The organism is Xanthomonas sp. (assembly GCF_017163755.1).
Lineage (GTDB): Bacteria > Pseudomonadota > Gammaproteobacteria > Xanthomonadales > Xanthomonadaceae > Xanthomonas_A.
The window spans coordinates 56,668-77,058 of record NZ_JAFIWC010000014.1; the positions used below are offsets into that span (position 1 = coordinate 56,668).

General features: G+C 69.4%; 14 protein-coding genes. 6 read left to right on the forward strand and 8 right to left on the reverse strand.

Annotation, left to right across the window (positions count from 1 at the left end; translation table 11 throughout):
- Positions 1–373: 373 nt before the first annotated feature.
- The 4 genes from JR065_RS11025 (at position 374) to JR065_RS11040 (ending at position 8,394) form a co-directional block, all read left to right on the forward strand.
- Positions 374–3,076, forward strand: a complete 2,703-nt coding sequence (locus tag JR065_RS11025) for a TonB-dependent receptor (RefSeq protein WP_206234203.1) — start codon at positions 374–376, stop codon at positions 3,074–3,076.
- 420 nt (positions 3,077–3,496) lie between these two features.
- On the forward strand, positions 3,497–6,388 hold the full coding sequence (locus JR065_RS11030) for a TonB-dependent receptor (RefSeq protein WP_206234205.1): 2,892 nt from the start codon (positions 3,497–3,499) through the stop codon (positions 6,386–6,388).
- 96 nt (positions 6,389–6,484) lie between these two features.
- The gene (locus tag JR065_RS11035; protein WP_206234206.1) at positions 6,485–8,074 is read left to right on the forward strand and encodes an alpha-N-arabinofuranosidase; all 1,590 of its coding nucleotides are present in this window, start codon (positions 6,485–6,487) and stop codon (positions 8,072–8,074) included.
- A 62-nt stretch (positions 8,075–8,136) separates the two neighbouring features.
- Positions 8,137–8,394: a hypothetical protein gene (locus tag JR065_RS11040; RefSeq protein WP_206234207.1), complete on the forward strand. Its 258-nt coding sequence runs from the start codon at positions 8,137–8,139 to the stop codon at positions 8,392–8,394.
- Here JR065_RS11040 and fusA read toward each other — a convergent pair.
- Positions 8,370–10,406 carry an elongation factor G gene (gene fusA / locus JR065_RS11045; RefSeq protein ID WP_206234208.1) on the reverse strand — a complete coding sequence of 679 codons (2,037 nt, stop codon included), beginning with the start codon at positions 10,404–10,406 and terminating at the stop codon, positions 8,370–8,372. The two genes, JR065_RS11040 and fusA, sit on opposite strands and share 25 nt — an antisense overlap.
- A 951-nt stretch (positions 10,407–11,357) precedes the next feature.
- Here fusA and JR065_RS11050 point away from each other — a divergent pair.
- The gene (locus tag JR065_RS11050) at positions 11,358–12,626 is read left to right on the forward strand and encodes a cation:proton antiporter (protein WP_206234210.1); all 1,269 of its coding nucleotides are present in this window, start codon (positions 11,358–11,360) and stop codon (positions 12,624–12,626) included.
- Between the two features lie 211 nt (positions 12,627–12,837).
- Here the strand turns inward: JR065_RS11050 and JR065_RS11055 are convergent, their stop codons facing one another.
- On the reverse strand, positions 12,838–13,521 hold the full coding sequence (locus JR065_RS11055; protein ID WP_206234211.1) for a hypothetical protein: 684 nt from the start codon (positions 13,519–13,521) through the stop codon (positions 12,838–12,840).
- Between the two features lie 304 nt (positions 13,522–13,825).
- The gene (locus JR065_RS11060; RefSeq protein WP_206234212.1) at positions 13,826–14,761 is read right to left on the reverse strand and encodes a LysR family transcriptional regulator; all 936 of its coding nucleotides are present in this window, start codon (positions 14,759–14,761) and stop codon (positions 13,826–13,828) included.
- A gap of 142 nt (positions 14,762–14,903) precedes the next feature.
- Between JR065_RS11060 and JR065_RS11065 the strand changes: the two genes are divergently transcribed.
- Complete coding sequence (locus JR065_RS11065; RefSeq protein ID WP_206234213.1) at positions 14,904–15,170, forward strand: DUF2798 domain-containing protein; 267 nt, start codon at positions 14,904–14,906, stop codon at positions 15,168–15,170.
- A gap of 135 nt (positions 15,171–15,305) precedes the next feature.
- Here JR065_RS11065 and JR065_RS11070 read toward each other — a convergent pair whose 3' ends face one another.
- From JR065_RS11070 to JR065_RS11090, 5 genes are all read right to left on the reverse strand, one after another.
- Positions 15,306–16,025: a hypothetical protein gene (locus JR065_RS11070; RefSeq protein WP_206234214.1), complete on the reverse strand. Its 720-nt coding sequence runs from the start codon at positions 16,023–16,025 to the stop codon at positions 15,306–15,308.
- A 96-nt stretch (positions 16,026–16,121) separates the two neighbouring features.
- The gene (locus JR065_RS11075) at positions 16,122–16,742 is read right to left on the reverse strand and encodes a glutathione S-transferase family protein (RefSeq protein WP_206234216.1); all 621 of its coding nucleotides are present in this window, start codon (positions 16,740–16,742) and stop codon (positions 16,122–16,124) included.
- A 207-nt stretch (positions 16,743–16,949) separates the two neighbouring features.
- Positions 16,950–18,029 (reverse strand): arabinan endo-1,5-alpha-L-arabinosidase, encoded by a 1,080-nt coding sequence (locus tag JR065_RS11080; RefSeq protein ID WP_206234217.1) that lies wholly within the window; start codon positions 18,027–18,029, stop codon positions 16,950–16,952.
- Positions 18,026–18,991, reverse strand: coding sequence for a glycoside hydrolase family 43 protein (locus JR065_RS11085; RefSeq protein WP_206234218.1), 966 nt, complete (start codon positions 18,989–18,991; stop codon positions 18,026–18,028). Before JR065_RS11085 ends, JR065_RS11080 begins: the two co-directional genes overlap by 4 nt.
- Before the next feature lie 21 nt (positions 18,992–19,012).
- Positions 19,013–20,389, reverse strand: a complete 1,377-nt coding sequence (locus tag JR065_RS11090) for an MFS transporter (protein WP_206234219.1) — start codon at positions 20,387–20,389, stop codon at positions 19,013–19,015.
- Positions 20,390–20,391: the final 2 nt, after the last annotated feature.

Sequence of the window (20,391 nt, forward strand, 5' to 3'; positions counted from 1 at the left end):
ACGAATTCGCGGCACTGCAGCATTGCAATCCCTGTATCGATAAGCGGATTTAAATCATTAGTCGGTTATCCACCCCTCCTCTATTCTCCGCTCGCTGAAGCTGGGATGGCCGCCACAGGACTCCCGGACAAGACGCGATGTCGCCGTTGCCACGCCGCAGCCGCACGACGCTCCCGCCTCCGCAGCACGTTCGGGCCATCGCGACCGGTCCGACCGGATCGCCCGCGTGCCGGACCGCCGCGCGCGCCGCCGCCAGGTCGCATCACGCGGCCGCCGCGCGCAAGCGCGCACGGCCGGCAGTACCGAGGGCGCGACCGCGGCAACGTCGCGGACGCGCCGCCATCCACCGATGACTCTGGGAGGGGTTACCGCGATGCATAACGTGATCAGCAACATTCCACGGCGCACGCGCCTGTCGCACGCCGCGCTGCCGGCGGCGCTGGCCCTCGCGCTGGCGGTTCCCGCCGCGAACGCACAGACCTCACAGGCCGCCGCCGCGCCGCCGAGCAGCCGCTGCCCCACCGCCGACGATCCGGACGCGTCGTGCGCGGCGGCCACGCAACTGGACACCGTCGAGGTCAAGGGCGTGCGCGGCAGCATCGCCAGCGCGATCGCGCTGAAGCAGGGCAATACCCAGATCACCGACTCGATCGTCGCCGAGGACGTCGGCAAGCTGCCCGACAACAGCGTCGCCGCCGCGTTGCAGCGCGTCAGCGGCGTGCAGGTGGCGCGCAGCGCCGGCGAGGTCAACACCGTGCTGGTGCGCGGCCTGCCCGACGTGGTGACCACGCTCAACGGCCGCAACGTGTTCACCACCACCGGGCGCAGCATGGCGCTGGCCGACATCCCGGCCGACCTGCTGCAGCGCGTGGACGTGTACAAGACCAGCGGCGCGGAGAACATCGAAGGCGGCATCGGCGGGCTGATCGACGTGCGCCTGCGCCGGCCGTTCGACTTCCAGGACGACTGGACCCTGGCCGGCAGCGCACGCGCGCTGTACAGCCGCAACTCCGGCGAGGCCGACCCCAATGGCAGCCTGACCGCGAACAAGCTGTGGGACAGCGACGCCGGCAGGTTCGGGGTGATGGCCAGCGTCTCCTACCAGTCGCAGCGGTACCAGGAAAGCAACACCTTCGACGGCATCTACACGCTGAAGGACAACCCGGCCAACCCCGGCGAACAGGTCTACATCCCCGATACGATCGGCTCGATCTACACCATCGGCGACCGCGACCGCCGCTCGGCCAACCTGACCTTCCAGTGGGCGCCGAACGAGAACACCCAGCTGTACTTCGAGAACTTCTACGTCGGCTACGACAACGACTCGCAGGTCAACTTCTGGATCCCGCTGCCGACCCTGGTCAACGCCGACAACGCGGTCGGCGTGACCACCAAGCCCGGCACCAACGTCGCCCAGAGCATCACCGCGCGCGATCTGTTCACGCTGACCAGCAACCAGGCCTACGCCAACAGCTCCGACACCTACCAGAGCGCGATCGGCGGCAGCTGGAAGGGCGAGCGGCTGAGCCTGTCCAGCGACCTGGCCTATACCTACAGCAAGGCCGACAACCGCAGCTTCATCCTGGACACGGCGTTCATCGCGCCGCTGATCACGATGGGCTTCGACAACAAGGGCGCCTCCGACGCGCGGGTCAGCAACGCCGACGGCAGCGCCTACGACGTGTCCGACGCGTCCAACTACTGGCTGCACCAGTACTACGACGCGTGGAGCCGGCAGGAAGGCAAGGACTGGTCGTGGAAGGGCGACGGCAGCTTCCGCCTCGACGCCGGCCCGATCGACACGCTGGACTTCGGCTTCCGCGCCAGCCGCCGCGAGGCCAAGAACGTCGCCGCCGACACCGGCGGGCGCACCAACGTCAGCGGCGCCACCGTGTTCGTCGACGACCTGCCCGGTCTGGCCGCGACCACGCCGAGCAATTTCCTCAACGGCGAGCGGTCGGTGTCCACCTCGCAGTGGATGGTGGCCGACCGCGGCTACCTGCTCGCCAACGCGGCGCTGATCCGCGCGGCGATGGGCTACGACGCCGCCGCGCCGGCGGAGAACCCGGCGCTGTACTTCAACGACAAGGAAGACAGCTACGCCGCCTACCTGCAGGCGCGCTACTCGGCCAGCGTGGGCGGCATGAGCCTGGACGGCGCGGTCGGCGTGCGCGCGGTGAAGCTGGATGCGCAGCTGGACGGCACCCAGATCGTCGACGGCGCCGATACCCCGGTCAGCATCGACAAGAGCGACACCGAACTGCTGCCCAGCTTCAGCGCCAACCTGTCGATCCGCGACGACCTGCTGCTGCGCGCCTCGTACGGCAAGTCGATCACCCGCGCCAGCTTCGCCGCGCTCAATCCGCAGCTGTCGCTGTTCCAGGCCACCGCCACCGTGCCGGCGACCGGCAGCGGCGGCAATCCGGACCTGGACCCGGTCACGTCGGAGAACCTGGACCTGTCGCTGGAATGGTATTTCCGCCCCGGTTCGCTGCTGTCGGCCGCGGCGTTCCACCGCCGCATCGACGGCTACATCCAGACCTACGCCAGCGACGAGGTCATCGACGGGGTGACCTACTCGGTCAGCCGCCCGCGCAATACCGGCAACGGCACGCTCAAGGGCATCGAGCTGGCCTATACCCAGTTCTACGACTTCCTGCCCGGCTGGCTGTCCGGCTTCGGCACCCAGCTCAACGCCACCTTCATCGACGCGCAGACCGAATCGCCGAGCGGCGAAATGCAGGACCTGGTCAACGTCTCCGACCGCGCCTACAACGCCGTGCTGATCTACCAGAAAGGGGCGTTCTCCAGCCGCCTGGCCTACAACTGGCGCAGCGAGTACGCGCTCAGCTACACCGCCAGCGGCGACCAGCCGCAATCGATCTACGTGGCGCCGACCGATTCGCTGGACTTCGCGATGAACTACGACATCGACGACGACATCACCGTGTCGCTGGAAGCGACCAACCTGCTCGGCCAGGTCACCCGCAACTACTTCGGCGACTCGTACCGGTTCCCGCGCGACATCGGGGTCATGGAACGCACGTTCTCGTTGGGACTGCGCTTCCGGTTCTGAGCGGCGGCCGCATCGCGATGGACGAAGGACGCTGCGGCGTCCTTCGTTTTCATGGCCACGCAGCGCCGCCGTTGCGTGCGCCGGGCGGCCGTTGCGCCGCGGCACCCGACGCATTGCCGCCGCGGCGCCGCCTGCAGGCGCCGGTGCCGCCGACGCGGGCGATTGTGCCGACCACGCTGCGCCTGCGCGGGAAACCGGCACACAACGCCGCCTGCGCGGCCACGCGCGGAATACCAATAACCATATCGAAACGGCTATTTAATTCATTAGTCGGTTATCCCGCGCCTGCCTATGCTCAGGCCGCGATCGAATTTCCCCCCACGACGATCGCACTCGACGCCAGCGTCCGTGCTCCGTCGCGGCGGCGTCGGTCGCCCGCGAGGCGCGTAGCTGGCCGCGCATCGAAACCTGGGAGGGGTCATGTCGAACAAGGGGAACGTCTCAACCTGCCGCCGGCCGCTGCCGGCGCTGCTGCCGGCCGCGCTGGCACTGGCGCTGTCGCCGCTGGCGCTCGCGCAACAACCGCCGGCACCGGCAACCGGCACCGCCGCCACCGCGCGCTGCCCCACCGCCGCCGACCGCGACGCCCCGTGCCCGCCCGCGGCCGCCAGCGAGGCCACCGAGCTGGACAAGGTCGAGGTGCGCGGCGTGCGCGGCAGCCTGATCAGCGCGCAGGCGATCAAGCAGAGCACGCGGCAGATCGTCGATGCGATCGTCGCCGAGGACATCGGCAAGTTCCCCGACAACAACGTGGTCGAAGCGCTGCAGCGGGTGACCGGCGTGCAGACCACCGGGCGCGGCAGCGGCGAAGTGTCGCAGGTCACCATCCGCGGCCTGGGCGACGCGTCGACCACGGTCAACGGGCGGCAGATGTTCACCTCCACCGGGCGCTCGGTGGCGCTGGCCGACATCCCGGCCAGCCTGCTGTCGGAGGTCACCGTGTACAAGACCCGCTCGGCCGACCTGATCGAAGGCGGCATCGCCGGCCAGATCGACATCCGCACCCACCGCCCGTTCGATTTCGACGGCGCCCGGGTCGCGGTCGCCAGCCGCGGCATCTACGCCAGCAACACCGAGAAGGTCGACCCCAACCTCAGCGCGCTGTTCAGCGACCGCTGGAACACCGACGCGGGCGAATTCGGCGCGCTGCTGAACCTGTCCTACGCCAAGACCCACTACCGCGACGAGAACATCTGGAACGGCTCGTCGGATCCGTACTACGCCGACAGCTACCAGCGCATCGCCGAGTTCGACGCCGCCGGCAACCGCATCGTCGACCGCGGCACGCCGCTGTCCACCGCCGCCGGCTCCACCTTGAACGTGGACGGCACCGCGCGCGAGTACGTGCTGCTGCGCGACGCGATGGGCGGCTGGAACCACTTCGGCGAGCGCAAGCGCCCGGCGGCGAACCTGGCGCTGCAGTTCAAGCCCAACGACTGGTCCGAGTACTTCTTCGAGGCCTTCTACAACGGCTACCGCAACACCGACTCCAATTCGCTGCTGTTCGCCTTCGTCAACAACCCCGACCGCTACCAGGATTCGGTGCTGTACCCGGGGACCAACGTGGTGAAGGAAAACTACGTCAACAACCCGTACATCTTCACCAGCACCCAGGCGCGTACCGCCAAGACCGATACCTTCCACTACGCGCTGGGCGGCAAGTGGCAGTTCAGCGACGCGTTCAAGGTCAGTTCCGAGGTGGTCTACCAGACCTCCGAATACACCTGGTTCAACCAAATCCAGGACATGGGCAGCGTGCGCTACCGGCTGGGCGTGGATTTCAACCGCAACGGCTCGGGCACCCCGTCGCTGGCGTTTCCCGACAACCCGGCCACCGCCGCGGTCGACGAGAGCGACCTGACCGATCCGCAAGGCTGGGACCTGGCCTGGTACTTCGACCAGCACGGCAAGGACACCGGCGATGCGCTGACCTGGCAGACCGACGCCGAGTACCGCCTGGGCGAGGGCTTCTTCGAGAACCTCACCTTCGGCCTGCGCCTGGACCGCCGCACCGCCACCTCGCAGGCCGGCGACCGCTCCGCGTCCTGCGGCGCGGTGGCCAGCTGCGCCGGGACCAGCGCGGTGTCCGCGCATCCGCAGCTGTACCGCACCACGCCGTTCGACTTCTACGAAGGCGAGGCGACCTTTCCGCGCAAGTGGATCGTCGCCGACTACGCCTACCTGCTCTCGCATGCCGACGACATGCGCACGCTGTACGGCTTCGACACCGGCATGCCCGCCTACAACCCGGCGCGCTACTTCGACATCGAGGAAAGCACCTACGCCGCCTACCTGCAGACCGACTTCAGCGCCGAGTTGCCGGTCGGCAGCGTCGACGGCCAGGCCGGCGTACGCGTGGTGCGCACCGATACCGACCTGGGCTACAACACCCTGCTCGGCGACTGGCAGGCGACCAGCCTGAGCAAGCGCCGCACCGACGTGCTGCCCAGCGCGGTGCTGCGCTACCGCCCCACCGACAAGCTGATGGCGCGGCTGGCCTACGGCGAGACCATCAGCCGGCCCTCGTTCGGCCAGCTCAATCCGGCGATGGTGCTGACCCCGCCATCGTCCACCAACGCCAGCTTCGGCTACGCCACCAGCGGCAACGCGAACCTGCAGCCGGTGGAAGCCAAGACCATCGACCTGGCCCTGGAGTACTACTTCAGCGACAGCAACAGCGTCTACGGCGTACTGTTCTGGCGCGACGTGGACGGCTTCATCTTCAACGCCGACCGCAGCATCCAGATCACCGACCGCACGCCCGAGCTCAACGGCAACTACGTGCTGACCTCGCCGCAGAACGCCGGCAGCGGCACGCTGAAGGGGCTGGAACTGGGCTTCCAGTACTTCCTCGACGGGGTGCCGGACTGGCTGCAGGGCTTCGGCGTGCAGGGCAACTACACCTGGATCGACGCGCAGTCCAAGGACCCGCTGTACGACGAGGTCGACACCACCCGCCTGCTCGGCTACCGCACCAACCCGGTGGTCGGCGTGTCCGACTGGTCGTACAGCCTGGTGCTGATGTACGAACGCGGCAAGTTCGGCTCGCGGCTGTCGTGGGTGGACCGCGACGAGTTCCTGACCGGCTACAACTACTGCTGCTCGATGCCGACCCAGGTGTATTCCAAGGGCGAGGCGTCGATGGACTTCCAGCTGAGCTACCAGGTCACGCCCGAGTTGATGCTGACCTTCGATGCGACCAACATCACCGGCGAGAAATACCAGGACTACTACGGCAATGGGAACCTGTTCAACCTGGGTACCAATCTGTACAGCCGGACCTACGCCGTAGGCCTGCGCTACCGGTTCTGATTCCGCTACGCGTACGGCGGCCGCCCCCGCGGCCGCCGCATGCGATCCCACCGCGCGTTCCGCCCGAACGCCATTTTCGTACCAAGGAGGCCACCGATGCAGCTGACCCGTTCCCTGAAGCACGCCGCCACGCGCTGGCGGCGCCTGTTGCCGCTGGCCGCCGCCGCGCTCGCCCTCGCCGCCGGCGTGGCCCATGCCGCCGACGTGGAGGTGCGCGGCACGCTGCGCGCCGACCAGCCCGGCGCCAAGGTGTCGCGCAACATCTTCGGCCAGTTCGCCGAGCACCTGGGCACCGGCATCTACGGCGGCCTGTGGGTCGGCCCCGATTCCAAGATCCCCAATACCCGCGGCTACCGCAACGACGTGGTCGCGGCGCTGAAGGACCTGCAGATCCCCAACGTGCGCTGGCCCGGCGGCTGCTTCGCCGACGAATACCACTGGCGCGACGGCATCGGCCCGCGCGCCAAGCGCCCGACCAGCATCAACACCCACTGGGGCGGCGTGGAGGAACCCAACAGCTTCGGCACCCACGAGTTCATGGACTTCGCCGAGCTGATCGGCACCGAGGCCTACGTGGCCGGCAACGTCGGCAACGCCGCGCCGGACGAGATGGCGCAGTGGGTCGAGTACATGACCGGCCCGGCCCGCTCGACGCTGGCCAAGGAGCGCATCGGCAACGGCCGCCAGCGGCCGTGGAAGGTGCCGTACTTCGGCGTGGGCAACGAGCTGTGGGGCTGCGGCGGCAACATGCGCGTCGAATACGCGGCCGACGTGTACCGCCGCTACCAGACCTTCATCAAGGCCCCGGCCGGCACCACCATCCTGAAGATCGCACCGGGCCCGAACAACGACGACTACCACTGGACCGAGGTGATGATGCGCGAGGCCGCCAAGTTCATGGACGGCCTGAGCCTGCACTACTACACCCTGCCCGGCGGCGGCTGGCCGCCGCGCGCCTCGTCCACCGACTTCGACGAGACGCTGTGGATCGAGACGCTGTCGCGCACGCTGCGCATGGACGAGCTGATCGCCAAGCACAGCGCGGTGATGGACAAGTACGACCCGGACAAGAAGGTGGCGCTGGTCGTGGACGAATGGGGCACCTGGTACAAGGGCCTGCCCGGCTCCAACCCTGGCTTCCTGCACCAGCAGAACACGCTGCGCGACGCGCTGGTGGCCTCGCTCAACCTGGACATCTTCACCGCCCACGCCGAGCGCGTGCGCATGGCCAACATCGCGCAGATGATCAACGTGCTGCAGGCGATGGTCCTCACCGACGGCGACAAGATGCTGCTGACGCCCACCTACCACGTGTTCATGATGTACAAGCCGTACCAGGACGCGACCTACCTGCCGTTGCAGATCAAGACGCCGGACTACAGGCACGACCAGTACACGGTGCCCGCCGTGCACGGCTCGGCGGTGAAGGCCAAGGACGGGCACGTCTACGTGGCGCTGACCAACCTGGATCCGAACCGCGCCGCGGACGTGTCGGTGCAGGTCAGCGGCGTGCAGGCCGGCGGCGTCAGCGGGCAGATCCTCACCGCGCCGGCGATGACCGCGCTCAACACCTTCGAGCAGCCGCAGGCGGTGAAGCCGGCCGCGTTCGGCGGCGCGCGCCTACAGGACGGCACGCTGAAGGTGGCGCTGCCGGCCAAGGCGATCGTGATGCTGAAGCTGCAGTAGCCGCGCACGGTCGCCGCCGGTCCTTGCGTCTCTCGTGCGGGGCGGGCGGACTACCGCGGACCATGCCGATGCACATCGGCATGGTCCTTTTTCGAGCGCCACGCCGCGCCTCGACCGGCACCGGCACCGGCATCGGAACAGGCTCGATCCGGATGACGCCGGTGGCGGGAATGGCTCCCGCATGCGTGACCGCCGGCAATGACCGGCCGCAGAAAGCGCTCGCGGCGACATGCGACGCAAAAAAAGAGGAGCCGGACTCCCGGCTCCTCATGCCCTTCCCTCTGCGACGGACGGCTTACGCCGCCCTGACCGCCTCGTAGCCGCTGAAGCTCACGCTGGCCGACGCGCGCCCCTGGGTCAGCGAGCGCAGCGCGGTGGCATAGGCCTGCAGGCGGGCCAACGGCGCCTGCGCGATCACCTCCGCGCGCGCGCCCCGGTCCTCGATCGCCACCACGCGGCCGTCGCGCCGTTGCAGATCGCCGACCACGTCGCCGACATTGCCTGCCGGGGTGTCGATCGCCAGCGCCATCACCGGCTCCAGCACCACGGTGCCGGCCTGCGCCAGCGCCGCTTTCACCGCGTCGGCCGCCGCGCGCTGGAACGCCAGGTCCGACGAATCCACCGCATGCGCCTGGCCATCGACCAGGGCGACCTCGATGCCGACCACCGGATGGCCGTGCGGCCCTTCCGCCAGCGCGTCGCGCACGCCCTTCTCCACCGCCGCGACATAGACCTTGGGCACCACGCCGCCGCTGCTGCGGTCGACGAAGACGATGCCGCCGTCGCCGCGCGGCGCGACATCCAGCACCACCCGCGCGAACTGGCCATGGCCGCCGGTCTGCTTGGACAGCTTGCCCTCCACGCCGCGCGCCTGCGTGCGCGGGGTTTCCTGGTAGGCCACGCGCGGCGAGCCGGTGCGCACGTCCACCTGCCACTCGCTGCGCAGGCGTTCCACCATCACCTCCAGGTGCAGCTCGCCCATGCCCCAGACCACGGTCTCGCCGGTCTGGGAGTCGGTGTCGACGCGGAACGATGGATCCTCCTGCGCCAGACGCGCCAGGCCCTGGCCGAGCCGGATCAGCTCGCCGGCGTTGGCCGCGCTCAGCCGCCACGACAGCACCGCCGGCTGCGCCTGGATGCTGTCCAGCGCCAGCTTCCGCGCTGCATCGCTGAGCGTCTCGCCGCTGACCGCGTCCTTCCAGCCCAGCACCGCGACGATCTCGCCGGCGCAGGCCTGCTGCACGTCATGGGTGCGATCGGCCTGCACCACCGCCAGGCGCCCGATCCGGCGCGTGCGCCGCGCGTGCGATGCCCAGACCGCGTCGCCGACGCGCAGCGTGCCCGAATAGACCCGCACGAACGCGAGCGGCGCGTGCGCCTGGTGCGCGATCTTGAACACCAGCGCCGCCAGCGGGCCGTCCGGGTCCGCCGCCAGGCGCTGTTCGCCGTCGTCGGCCAGCGCCGCCACCGGCGGGCGGTCCAGCGGCGACGGCAGCCAGTCGACGATCGCGTCGAGCAGCGACTCGATGCCCTTGTTCCTGAACGCCGAGCCGGCGAGCACCGGCACGCCGGCGCCAGCCAGGGTGCCGCGGCGCAACGCCGCGCGCAGTTCGTCCTCGCCGATCGCGCGCCCGTCGAGATAGGCGTTCGCCAGCGCCTCGTCGTGCTCGGCGACCATCGCGATCAGGCGTTCGCGCGGCGCGGCGTGGGCGTCCAGTTCCCCGGCCGCCCACGCGCGCGAGCGCGCCTGGCCGTCGGCGTCCCAGGACACGACGCGGCGGCCGACCAGATCGACCCAGCCGTCGAACGCGCCATCCTCCCCCAGCGGCAGGCCCACCGGCCATGGCGTGGCATCGAGCTTGGCGCGCATCTGCGCCAGCACGCCGTCGAACGAAGCGCCGGCGCGGTCCATCTTGTTGACGAAGGCGACCAGCGGCACGCCGTGCCGGCGCGCCTGGCGCCACACGGTCTCCGATTGCGGCTGCACGCCGTCGACCGCCGAGAACACCACCACGGCGCCGTCGAGCACGCGCAGCGAGCGCTCCACCTCGATCGCGAAATCGATATGCCCGGGGGTGTCGATCAGGGTCAGCCGGTGCGCCGGCTGTTCGCGCGGCGCCCACTGCGTCTGCACGGCGGCCGCGCCGATGGTGATACCGCGCGCGCGCTCGATCGCCGAGAAGTCGGTGGTGGCGGCGCCGTCATGGACCTCGCCGACGCGATGGATCGCGCCGGTGCGCCACAACAGGCGTTCGGTGAGCGTGGTCTTGCCGGCGTCGATGTGGGCGATGATGCCGAGGTTGCGCCAGCGCGACAGGGTTTGAACGTTCATGAGTTTTCTTCCGCAAGTTGCCAACACGGGAGGCCGCATGCCCCTGTTGGCGACGGGGCATGCGGCTAGGGTTTGGGATCGGCGACGCTGTGCATGGCACGTTCTCCTTGGCGATGTCGTACGGTGGAAAGGCAAAAAAAAAGCACCCAATCGGGTGCTCGTCTGCGTCGAATCGGTGGCGTCGGCCCAGCGCTACGGCTGGACCCTCACGATTCCTGGAGGCAGGCGCACCCGGCCCGCGCTCGCGCGTGGGTCGTTCGGCAATATCAGCAGCGGTGCGTGCGGCATGGGAGCATCGTGGTCGATGGACGAGGCGCGCATTCTGGACCCGGCCCGGCGCAGGGTCAACGGAACCGGCGCCTCGCCGCTGGAACAGTCAGGGGCGCTGGGCGCAACGGAGGGGCCGGGACTGGGGACTCGCGACTCGGGACTGGGGACTGGGGACTGGAGACTCGGGACTCGGGACTCGGAAAGGCGGGTCCTGGAGCGTCGCCGCGAGCGGGTTTCCAAACGCGCCGCCCGACGTCCGGCGCGTGTCTGGTGCGGTCGGTATCGCGATGCGCAGGCGCATGCGCATGCGCATGCGTGGACTGTCCGGGTGCTGCGAGGGCTTAGCGGTATCGAACCGTCGGCAAATGTCGTGTGCGGCGATGGGCACGGCGTGCCGGCCCAGAGGATCATCCAGCGTGCGACAGCGCCATGGTCGGCGACCGGCCTTGCCGATGGTGCGGCCGCATCGCGCAGGACCGCAGCGCCACGGTGCGTGCCGGCGCGAGCGCCGCTGGCGGCGGTCCATGCCGCCGTCGGCATCCCGCGGGACAAGGTCGCCGGCGCCGATTGTCCGGTCCTCCGACGCCTGCGCGCGTCCACGGCCGGCGGCGGGGCGACGGCGGCGATGGATTTATCCCCGGTCCGCTCCTATGATCCGCCGACCCATCCAGGAAGCGCCGCATGACCACTCCGCAGATGTCGGTGTATTTCTTTCTGCAAGCGGCAGCGATCCTGCTGATATGTCGCCTGGTGGGGCTGCTGGCCAGGCGCCTGGGCCAGCCGCAGGTGGTCGGCGAGATGATCGCCGGGGTCATGCTCGGCCCGTCGCTGTTCGGCTGGCTGCTGCCGGGCGTGCAGCAGGCGCTGTTCCCCAAGCCCACCCTGGACATGCTGTACGTGGCCGCGCAGTTAGGCGTGGGCCTGTACATGTTCCTGGTCGGCACCGACTTCCGCGGCGACCACTTCCGTGCGCGCTACCGCAGCGCGATGAGCGTGTCGCTGGCCGGCATCGCGGTGCCGTTCGTGCTCGCGTTCGCGCTGGTGCCGTGGCTGCTGCACGTGCCCGGGCTGTTCTCGGCCAAGGCCAAGGTGCTGGAGGCCTCGCTGTTCCTCGGCGCGGCGATCGCCATCACCGCCTTCCCGATGCTGGCGCGGATCATCCACGAGCGCGGGCTCACCGGCAGTTCGCTGGGCACGCTGGCGCTGACCGCCGGCGCGGTGGACGACGCGGCGGCGTGGTGCATCCTGGCCATCGTGCTGGCCAGCTTCGGCGGCAGCTGGGGCAGCGCCTACCTGGCGATCGGCGGCGGCGTGGGCTACGCGCTGTTCATGATGCTGGTCGGCCGCCATTGGCTGCGCCGCCTGGCCGACCACGTGCGTCCGGACCAGCCGCTCAGCGCCGGCGTGCTGTCGGTGGTGCTGATGCTGTTCTGCGTCAGCGCCTGGGCGATGGACGCGATCGGCATCCACGCGGTGTTCGGCGGCTTCCTGCTCGGCGCCTGCCTGCCCAAGGGCGCGCTGACCGAGAAGCTGCGCGAGCAGCTGCAGCCGTTCGTGGTGGTGTTCCTGCTGCCGATGTTCTTCACCTTCTCCGGGCTCAAGACCCAGCTCAGCGTGCTGCTGGATCCGCAGATCCTGCTCGCCGCCGGCGCGATCCTGCTGGCGTCGTTCATGGGCAAGGGCCTGGCCTGCTGGGCCGCGGCGCGGCTGACCGGCGAGAACAACCGCGATGCGATGGCGATCGGCGCGCTGATGAACGCGCGCGGGCTGATGGAGCTGATCATCATCAACATCGGCCTGCAGGCCGGGGTGATCGACCAGGGCCTGTTCTCGATCCTGGTGCTGATGGCGATCCTGTCCACGCTGATGGCCACGCCATTGTTCAACTGGATCATGCGCCGCCCGGGCGCGCGCGCCGGCGAAACGGCGGTGGTCGGCACGTTGCCGTAGGCGCAGCCCGCCTCGTCGCCGGGAAGGACCTGCCCTGGCATGCGATGTTCGGTCCGGGAGGAATCTCGGGTGCGGCGGCAAAATCACCTGCGCGCCGGAGCGCGGGTTCACGCATGGGACGCGCGGCCCGGCGATGTCCGCGTCCACCTTGCCGCATCGCCAGTGCAGCAACGCTTCCCGAACGCGCGCCGGTCCGGCGCGACGGGCGCCATCATTTCCTTAGAAATACCGAAATGTAGATCGTGCCATTGGCGTCGCCCCCGAGCACCGTGTGGGCGTCCGAGAAGCTGTCCCTGAACCAGGGCTCGCCATACGCGGAGGTGACGAGCGTCTGCCAGTCGGCATTCGCCGCCTTCGGCGACACCCCGGGCTTCACCACGGCGCTCATGTAGCACAGGGTCTTGCTGCAGGTGGGCGCCGACACCTCCAGTCCGCCGTACGCGTCTGCGTTCGAGCGCAGATGGGTGTCGAGATTCGCTTCGACCTGCGGCGACCACTCCGCGTCCCGTCCTTCCATCTGATGGAGCGCATGGAGATCCTTGAACAGCGACTCGCCGCCGCCCAGGTCGGCCTGCATCGCACCGACGCGCTTCATGTTGGCTTCGCTGATGGCCGACAAGGTCGAAGAATCGCGCGCCGCCGCCGGACCGACGGGCGCCTGCCGGGCGCTTGCGCTTGTCATGACCGATGCGTTGCCCGGTCCGCCATCCGCCAGGCCATCGGCGGCTCCCGCCTCCCTGGGAGTGGCCGCCAAGGGAACCGCATCCGCCGCGGACCGCGCATTCGCATGCCGGGCGCTACCGCCGGCCTGCGGTTCCTTCCGGAGGTAGAAATATCCGCCGGCCAACGCCGCGACGATCAAGATTCCAGCTACCGCAAGCAGTGGTCTGCGCATGGGGACTCCCTCCGGAACGGAGCCTCGGACTCGGCGCTCCATCCTTTCGATTCGATACCGCGGCCAAGAGAACCAGCTGTAATGCCATGGACCACGAACGTTCGCCGACTGCGCGACGCGGCGGCGAAATCGCCTGGATCGCTGCCATCGTAGCGGCTTTGCCGGCCGCTTGCGCCGCGCGGGCCAGGGGTTTTCGGCCAGCTGTCAGCGTGCTGCCAACCCGTTCGATGCACGCGACGCGCGGCGCAGCCGGCAAGGGGCAATGCGCCGCCCGGCTGCGGCTGGCCGGCGACGATCGCGCCGCTCATCCAGCGCTGGCCACGCGCCATGCCGGCGGCAGGCCGGCGACGATGTGCTCGTGCAAGGCGCGCACCTTGGGAGTGAAGTCGCGGCGATCGGCCACGCACAGGTACAGCCGCATCGGTTCCGGCGCGGCATTGACCTCGCCGCCGGCGTCGAACTCGAACAGCGCGCGCAACGCGCCGCGCTGCAGGTAGGGTTGCGCCACGAACGCCGCCAGCCGGGTGATGCCGCCGCCGGCCGCGGCCATGCCGGCCAGCGCGTCGATGTCGTTGCCGACCAGCGTCGGCACCACTTCGGCGTCGAAGCGCCGTCCGTCGCGGACGAATCCCCAGCGCAGGTAGCGGCCGTCCACCGCCCAGCGCAGCAGCAGGCAGGCGTGGTCCTTCAGCTGTTCCGGCGTCGTTGGGGTGCCGGCACGCGCCAGGTATTCCGGCGCGGCGCAGAACACGAACGGCACCGCGGCGATGCAGCGCGCGACCAGGCCGTCTTCCAGTTGCGGCTCGATGCGGATGCTGACGTCCACGCCTTCCTGCGCGTGGTCGACGCGGTGGTCGGCGCTGAGCAACTCGATCGCCAGGCGCGGGTGGCGCGCGGCCAGCGCCGGCAACAGCGGCGCCAGCACGTGGCGGCCGAACGCGGCGGTGCTGGCCACGCGCAAGCGCCCTTCCGGCGCGGCATGCACGTCGGCGACCGACTGGCGCGCGCGCTCCAGGTCCAGGTCCAGCTGCCGCACCTGCGCCAGGTACAGCGCGCCGCGCTCGGTCAGCGCCAGGCTGCGCGTGGTGCGGTTGAGCAGGCGCACGCCCAGGTGCGCCTCCAGCCGCGCGATGTTCTGGCTCACCGCCGCGGCGCTGATGCCCAGCGCCCTGGCGCCGCCGGCGACGCTGCCGGCGTCGACCGTGTGGATGAAGCTGCGGATGGACTGGAGGATGTTCAAGGAAGGCCGGTATACGCGATGCATTCGTAAGTTGCAGTTTACAAAGTCGCAACGCGCCCTCGCCTACTGCCGCGCGCGGCCCGTTGCTAACGTGCCGCCTCCCGAGCCGTACGGCCCGCCCACTGCCCTTCAGGAGCCACCGATGCAGGAATTCGAAATCGCCGCGCCACCGCGCTGGAAGCTTGGCGTGCGCGCCACCCCGTTCGTGTTCGCGTTCTACATGGCCACGATCATGGCGATGCTGATGTGCCTGGTGATCACCGCGGCCAATGCCGGGTGGAGCGATGGCTACCTGCAGCGCGTGCTCGGCGCCTACCGGCTGGCGATGCCGACCGCGTTCTGCTGCATCCTGGTGGTGCGACCGCTGGTGGTCCGGCTGGTGGCGGCCACGGTGCATCCGCCGCGCTGAGCGTTTTCGCCTGTGTCCTTGCAGTCGGCAGCGTGTATGGGGTCGTCGCGACAATGAAGGGTTCGGTGAGGTCCTGTCGCGGCTGAAGCCGCTCCTACATGTACGGCGGCCCGCCGTGCATCTCGAATCGCCGGCTCACACCGGCGTCAGCCGCCATAGCCCGTAGGGATTGGCGAACAGGTCGCCGGATTGGAACTGGGCGCGGGGTTCGGCCTCGAGCCGATAGCGCGGCGCATCCTCCGCGACGGCAAAGGTGTGGCCCTCGCGCATCGCAGGCGCTTCGGTGAAAAGATACCAGGTGAAGGTGTGCAGCAACGCCACCGGATCGGGCGCCGCCTGCGCATCGATGATCGCGTCCTTCATGCCGAAATGGTGCATGCCGCAGGAATGGACCTGCTCGCCGGTGACGTTCAGCACATACGCGCGATGGGCACTGAAAAAGGCCAGGTCCGCGCACAGTTGGCGCCACGCCCCTGGACCGTGCGCGACGCCGCTGCTCTCGACCTTCACTCCCAGGCCGCCGGCGTCCAGCAGCGCCGCGGCCGCCAGCATCATCGCCTCGGCGCGCGCCCGGGAGCCGCCATCGCCGATCAGGTACACGACCGAGGCGTGCGCGTGGATGCGTGCCATCTCGTCGGACTCGAGCCAATGCGGCCCGGCGGCGGCGAACGCGGCCGCCATGCGCGGGTCGTGCAGCTCGTATTGCAGCTCGAACGCGTCGCCGCTTTCCACCTGCAACAGGACCCGCCCGGCGAACAGATACCCGCCGCTGTCGCGGACGATGCGCGCGACCAGATCCGAGCGGTCCTGCCACGGACCGGGAATGCACAACACGATTTTCGGCGTTTCGATCAAGGGGGCGGCTCCTTGCCGTCGGATGTCGGGAGCGCGCGACCGGAACGGCCGCGCCGCGAAACGGCGCGGCGCTGCTGGTCGCAGACGGCGCCATGCTCAGGTCAGCGGCGTCATCACGCCCTTGCGGTAGGCCGGACGCTGTTGCAGGCGTGCGTACCAGTCCTGCAGATGCGGCAGCGCGGGCCGCACGATCGGCATTTCGAACCAGGCGTAGGCGAAGCTGCCCAGCGGGATGTCGCCCATCGCGAAGCGCTCTCCCGACAGCCACGGCTGCCGCGCCAGCGCGGCATCGGCGATGGCGAGCAGCTCGCCGGAATGCTTCAGCGCCGCGGCGATCCTGGCCTCGTCGCGCGCCTCGGGCGCGGTGCGCAGCGTGCCCCAGAACAGGTCGCGGAAGGCCACGGCGAAGCTGGAGGTGGTCCAGTCCATCCACTTCTCGCCACGCGCGCGCTCGGCCGGATCCTCCGGGTACAGCGTGCCCAGCGCATAGCGCGCCGACAGGTAGCGCACGATGGTGTTGGACTCCCACAACGGCAGCCCGTGATCCTCGATCGCCGGCACCAGGCCGTTGGGGTTCATCGCCCGGTACTCGGGATCGTCGGTCCCGCCGAAGGCGCCGCCGGCTTCGATGGACGCGTAGGCGATGCCGATCTCCTCGGCGCACCACAGCACCTTGCGGACATTGCTCGAGTTGTGCCGGCCCCAGATCTTCAGCATGACGACGCTCCTGACGTGAGCGGCAATTCTACGCCGGCGCGCCGCGTGCGGACCGCGACGCTGCGGACCGGTCGAAAGGGCCGCGCACGCGACCGCGGCCACGTACGCACCCGGTGGACGCGGCTGCGCACGAGCAAGAGCGCCACGCGCGACGGCAGCGCCCGGCGCGCGCGTTGGCCGCTGCGCGCCAGGCACGCGTCCGGCACGCTATTTCTGCAGCGCCTTGGCGTCCACCCGCGGCCATTGCTGCGCATCCCAGCGCAGCGGCAGCACCTTCAGCTTGGGCCGGCCGCCGTCGTTGCCGTCGTAGGCGTGGAACACCAGGTAGTCCTTGCCATTGAAGGTGTAGGCGCTGTTGTGGCCGGGGCCGAACCAGCGCGGCGTGCCTTCCAGCACCAGGCTGCCGCCGCCCTGGTCCAGGCGCTTGCCGTCCTTGTCCAGGTACGGGCCGGTCGCCTCGCGCGCGCGGCCGACCATGATCTTGTAATCGCTCTTGACCCCGCGGCAGCAGTGGTCCCACGACAGGAACAGGTAGTACCAGCCGTTCTTCTTGAACACGAACGGCGCTTCCAGCGCGGCGGGCTCGGGCTCGGCGTCGTCGACCAGCACCGAGCGCTCGCGCTTGGCCAGCGTATGCCACTGCTGCGGCTCGGCCAGGCTGACGCGGTCGGGATTGAGCCGGACCAGCTTCAGCCCGCCCCAGAACGAGCCGAAGCTGAGCCACGGCGTGCCCTGCGCGTCCTCGACCAGGTTCGGATCGATGGCGTTCCACAGGTCGCGCTGCGGCAGCGAGCGGATCAGGATGCCGTGGTCCTTCCAGGCGAAGGCCGGGTCCTTGGGATCGAGCGTGGTGTTGGTGGCCACGCCGATCGCCGAGGTGTTCTTGCCGCCGCTGGAGACGGAGTAGTACAGCGTGTAGACGCCGTCGTGGAAGGAGATGTCCGGCGCCCAGATATGGCCGTTGAAACGCGGCACCACGCCCTCGGTCCAGGCCGGAATCTGCGCGAACACCGGCGGCTCGGCTTTCCAGGTCCGCATGTTCCTCGAGCTGTAGACGCTGATGCCCGGGCCGGTGATGAACAGGTACCAGGTCTTGCCCTGGCGGATCATCACCGGGTCGTGGGCGAGCACGTCGGCGTGGTAGCCCTTGCGCGGCACCGCGATCGGCGGCTGCTCGAGCATCGAGGCGCCGGCGTCGGCGCCGGCCGGCGGGGCCTGCGCGAACGCCTGGCCCGCCAGCAGCACGGCCAGCGCCGCCAGCGTCAGCCGCAGCGATGCGGCGCTCATGCGCCACCGCCGATCTGCGCTTCGCGCTGCGGGCGGCCGAACACCGGCATGCCCTGCGCATCCCACTGCAGCGGCTGCACGCAGGCGTGGCGGTCGGGATTCCACAGCGGGTCGCCCTCGATCTGGCGGTAGTTGCGCGCGTGGTAGACCAGCAGGTCCTGGCGGCCGTCCGCCGAGACGGTGAAGCTGTTGTGGCCGGGGCCGTACACCTGCCGCTCCGCGTCGGTGGCGAACACCGGCTGCGTGGCCTTGTGCCAAGACGCCGGGTCGAGCAGGTCGGCATCCGCGTCGGCCCACAGCAGGCCCATGCAATAGCGTTCGTCGGTGGCGCTGGCCGAGTAGCTGACGAACACCTTGCCATGCCGCACCAGCACCGCCGGGCCCTCGTTGACCAGGAAGCCCTGCACCTCCCACTCCAGTTCCGGGCGGGTCAGCAGCACCGGGGCGCCGGCCAGCTGCGTGGGCGTGGCCATCGGCGCGATGTACAGGTTGGAGTTGCCGGCGATCTGCGGCGCCTTCTGCGCCCACACGTAGTAGCGCTGGCCGCGGTGCTCGAAGGTGGTGGCGTCCAGGCAGAACGCCTCGATGCCGCTGTGCACCTGGCCGAGGAACTCCCAGGGGCCGTCGAGCGGATTGTCGGCGGCGCAGCGCAGCGCGTACATGCGGTGCTGGAACAGGCCGTCGCGGATCTCGCGCGACGGCGCCGCGGCGAAGTACACGTACCAGGCGCCGTCGATGTGGTGCAGCTCCGGCGCCCAGATCAGCGAACTGGCCGGGCCGCTGGCAGGCGCGTGCCAGACCGCGACCGGCGCGGCGCCGGCCAGGTCCTGCAGCGTGGGTGCGCGGCGCAGCTCGATGCGGTCGTATTCGGGCACCGAGGCGGTGAAGTAGTAGTAGCCGTCGCGGTGGCGCAGCACGAATGGATCGGCGCGTTGCGGTATCAGCGGATTGGTGATGTGCATGGCTGCGTGGTCCGTGGATCGTCAGGTGGGTGTGGCCGGAGGGGCGGCCGCCACGCCTCGCAGCGATAGCGGCAACTGGCCCTGGGTGAGCCGGCGGTAGTAGTCGTCGGTGATGCGGTAGCCGAACATCAGCGCGCCCATCAGCGCGTGGAACACGCCGGGAATCACCGACAGCATCAGCGCGATGCCGGTCAGGGTGAAGGCGCTCTGCGGGCGGTCGGGCACGTACTGGTAGTAGGTCAGCAGCCAGCCGACCAGCGCGCCGGCAATGCCCATGCCGGCCTTCTGGCAGAACGAGATGCCGCCGAACGCCAGCCCGGCCACGCGCTTGCCGGTCTTGGCCTCGCCGTAGTCCACCGCCTCGGCGATCGCCGACCAGAACACCGGCGCGTGCAGGTCCACCACGAACGAGATCAGGAAATACAGCACGAACGCCAGCACCGTGTCGCCCGGCTTGACCAGCACGAACATCGCCACGCTGAGCAGCGCCACCAGCAGCTGGCTGTAGCGGAACAGCTTGATCTTGCAGAACGCCTTGGTGATCCAGGTGGAGGCGACCATCGCCAGGATCGCCGCGGCCACGCCGGTGGACAGGAACGCGGACAGCAGCTTGGCGTCGCCGCCCAGGTAGTACTTGGCGTAGTACGCGGCGACCGAGCCGCGCACCACGTAGCCCACCGTGCCGGTGACGCATACCGCGCACAGGATCAGCCACTGGTCGTTGCGCAGCAGCAGGCGCAGCTGTTCCATGAACGGCTTGCGCTCCACCTCGTGCTGCACGCGCTCGGTGGTGGTGAAGAAGCAGAACAGGAACAGCAGCGTGGCCATCGCCCCCATCAGCCCCATCGCCCACTGGTAGCCGCGCGCCAGGTCGCCGCCGCCCCAGGCCACCGCCAGCTGCGGCACCACGATGGTGACCAGGAACGCGGCGACCTTGGCGAAGAACAGCCGGTAGCCGTTGGCCGACAGGCGCTCCTTGGGATCGGCGGTGAGCACGCCGATGATGGAGATGTAGGGAATGGTGACGCCGGTGAAGATCAGCATCACCAGCAGGTAGGTGGCGTAGGCGTAGGCCAGCTTCAGGTTGTAGCTCAGGTCCGGGGTGCTGAAGGTCAGGAACACCGCCAGCCCGAACGGCACCGACAGGAACAGGAAGTACGGACGGTAGCGTCCCCAGCGCGTGTTGATGCGGTCGGTGACGATGCCCATCAGCGGGTCGGTGATCGCGTCGATCATGCGCACGGCGATGAACAGCATCGCCAGGTCCTGCGGCTTGAGGCCGTAGATGTCGGTATAGAAGAAGGTGATGATCAGCATCATCGACGACATCACCACGTTCACGGCCATGTCGCCGGCGCCGAAGCCGACCTTCTCGATCACGCTCAGTTTGTGTTGCATGC